The following is a 3,387-nucleotide window of genomic DNA, read 5'->3' as shown; positions in this document are numbered from 1 at the left end:
TGTGGTCGCGCCCCAGGCCATTGCCCTGCGCCGCCGGCTGACGTCCGAATTCGGTCGTACAGATGACCAACGTCTCGTCCAGCATGCCACGCTGTTTCAGGTCCTTCAACAACGCCGAGGCGCCGCCGTCCAGAACGGCGCCCCAGTAGCCGTGGTCGCGGGGCAAGTCTTCGTGGCTGTCCCAATTGGGACGGATCTTCTTGGCCGTCGTGTTCTCCGCTCCACAATAGAGTTGCACAAATCGCACGCCGCGCTCGACCAGTCGTCGCGCCAACAAGCACTGTCGTCCGAACGGACCGATGTCTGGATGATCGGTCTGGTAAAGGTTTCGCGTGGTTTGACTTTCCCGGCTCAGGTCGGTCGCTTCGGGAGCACTCAGCTGCAACCGGGCCGCCATTTCATACGCCTTGATCCGCGCGTCCAGCTCCGTGTCACCGGGGCGGTTCTGGCGGTGCAGTTCATTCAACCGCTGCAGAAAACTCAACCCGGCTCGATCGCCGGCCGGCGTGACCTGGGCAAAGTCCTTGGGCGGAAACAGATCGGCGATCGGGTGTTGTGGGTTGGTGGTGTCCAGCGTGGTCGCCTGATGTTGCGCCGGCAGAAATCCGGCGCCCCAGTTGATGATCCCGCCGGGCGGCAGCCCGCGCGGATCGGGCAACACCACAAACGCAGGCAAATCATCGGCTTCGCTGCCCAGTCCGTACGTCACCCAAGCTCCCATGCTGGGAAAACCGGGCAGCGTGAATCCCGTATTCATCATGAAACAGGCCGGACCATGCAGCGCCGTCTTGCTGTGCATGGAGTAAAGAAACGCCATGTCGTCGATGCAGGTGGCCAGCTGTGGAAACAGATCGCTCATCCACAGTCCGGACTGCCCGTGACGGCGGAATTCCCAGTGGCTGCCGCGACAGTTGCCCGGCTTGGACGCAAAGAATTGCAACTGACCATCGGGATCGAACGCCGACCCGTCGCGTTTGTCCAGTTCGGGTTTGTAGTCAAACGTGTCCACCTGACTCATCCCACCCGGACAGAAGATCTGGATGACACGCTTGGCCTTGGCCGCATGATGCAATTGACCGTGTCCTGCGCCGTGTCCTTCGCCGGCGAGCATCGCCGTCAGCGCCAGCGAGCCGATTCCACCGGCCGCCGATTGCAAGAACTGGCGGCGCGAGTGGTTCGGAAGCCTTAAAATCGCGCCATGATTGGGGTCAATCGACATACACGAACTCATTCAAATTAAAAATCGATCGACACAGGGCGAACAAGCCTTGCCGATCGACAAACTCCGTCGCCCATTGAGCTTCCTGCTGCGACGGCTGCCGTCCCAGCGCGAGTGCGAACGCGTGGTGAACCTGTGCCGCCGGGGCGCTTCCAGCCTCGCGCCCGATCCGCTCGGCAAAATAGCGAGCCTGTCGGAGCATGAAGTCGTTGTTGAACAGGGCCAGCGACTGCAGCGGGGTGGTGGTCGTGATCCGCTTCGGTGTCAGGTTGGCCGGATCGGGACAGTCGAGCGTGGTGAGGAATCGATCGGGGGTGGTCCGGACGATGTAACGATAGATGCTCCGTCGCCACAATTCCGGACGGTCGGCGGTGGTGTAGGTGTAGATGGGTGCGTAGGCATCCTGGTATTGAAAATCTTCGAATCCCGGGCCGCCGCGGCGATCGTTCAGTTTGCCGCTGACAAACAACACGGCGTCGCGAATCGCTTCCGCTTCGATGCGTTGGCGATTCTGTCGCCACAGCAGTCGATTCTCGGCGTCAATATTGGCCGCCGGTTCGCGGTACCGGCTGGACTGTTTGTAGGTGTCGCTGGTCACGATCAATCGGTGCATGGCCTTGAGCGACCAGTCATGATGCAGCAATGCTTCGGCGAGCCAATCGAGCAGTTCGGGATGCGACGGACGACCTCCGCCGAATCCAAAATCACTGGGCGTGTCGACTAAACCTTGACCGAAATGCCAGTGCCAGAGTCGGTTGACGATGACGCGTCGCACAAGGGGATTGTCGATCGACGTGATCCATCGGGCCAGTGCCACCCGACGTTGCCCTTCGTCCGTCGCGATCGTCCCGAGTTCAGGATCTAACATCGCTAGAGCCGACAAGGCGGCCGGTGGCAGCACGTCACCGCTGGGGGTTTCCGGATTGCCGCGAATCAACAAACGCACCTCCGGCAAGCCTTTTTCGGCGACCACCCCATAAAATCGCGGCGGTGGGCCGAGTGCATCCAGTTCTGCTGTGACCGCGTTGCGTTTGCTGCGGAGCGTTTCGATGCGATTTGCATCGGCATCGGAGCGAGTCGGCGACGTTTTCGGGCGGATGCGCGGATCACCGAAGCCGATCTGATCATGACCGATTCCGTTGCCGCCGTCGGTCGAAACGAGTGTCAGAAAACGGACCTCCGGGGACAGCTCGATGTCGATGGGCTGTAAACCATCGTCGCGGCCGAGTTGTTTGAACTCCGCCACGTTCTGTCCGTCGACAAAGACCCACACGTCGGCACGATGCGAACCGGATGCCCCGAAGTAACCGAGGTGTGCGGTGAAGCGAAGCGGCGTTTCGGCACTCTTGCCGGAAGCGTCATCCGCCAGACTCTGGCGGATCGCGGAAAGGTCGAACGTGATCCCCGCGTTGGCATGCAATCCCAGCAGGCTGTGACCGTCTTGGGTGAAATCGATTCCGTCGAGTGCGGGTGAATGCTGGCTGGCGACAGGACCGTTGCGAATCATGTCCCAGGCTTCGCCAGACGTCGTGGGCAAGCCGTTGATAGTGATGCCCGTCGAGGAGACGGGAATCTTGGCCCGACCCTCCTCACCGTTGGGGACAAAGACGCCATCGACAAAATCAAAGTCTGACGCGGCGAATCGATTGGGCGCGACGTTGCCGAGTCTTCCGAAGTCGCGGGTCTGTACTTTGGCACTGCGGACGTCGATGCCCTGGCGAAACGTCCCGGTGCCGCTTCCGTTTCCACCGCCGACGATGTCGGCCAGGTCGAGTCCATCACCTTCAAGCCGGGCGAGTTCAAAGTCGATCTGGTTGCGACGTCGGACCAATTGCTGCTTTGCCGATTCGTAGGCCTTCAGGGACGAATCGCTGACGACGCGTGCTTCTCGCCGCACGCCGGCGAAGACGGATTGCAATTGGTAATATTCACGCTGCGAGATCGGGTCCAGCTTGTGATCGTGGCAACGGGCACAATTGACCGTCATCGCCATGGTGGTGGTCATGACCTGCGTGGTCATGTCATCCAAGTCCAGCACACGAGCCGACCGACGCAGTTGGTCGCTTTTGGATTCGACTTGACCGACAAAGTCCCAGGGACCGGCGGACAGAAAGCCGGTCGCGATCACCGCCTGGTCGTCGTCCGGCCACAAGACATCTCCCGCGATC

General features: G+C 61.0%; 2 protein-coding genes. Both read right to left on the bottom strand.

The window, feature by feature from the left end; genetic code table 11:
- Positions 1-1,219 (bottom strand): DUF1501 domain-containing protein (locus ABX749_RS26700; protein WP_372898686.1); only part of this gene is annotated, 1,219 nt, incomplete at its 3' end.
- Positions 1,209-3,387: DUF1553 domain-containing protein (locus ABX749_RS26695; protein ID WP_372898685.1), on the bottom strand; the 2,179-nt coding region annotated here is incomplete at its 5' end. The genes ABX749_RS26700 and ABX749_RS26695, both read right to left, overlap by 11 nt.

The sequence above is a fragment of the Stieleria sp. genome (assembly GCF_041595215.1).
GTDB lineage: Bacteria > Planctomycetota > Planctomycetia > Pirellulales > Pirellulaceae > Stieleria > Stieleria magnilauensis.
This window is presented reverse-complemented; position numbering and strand designations above follow the sequence as displayed.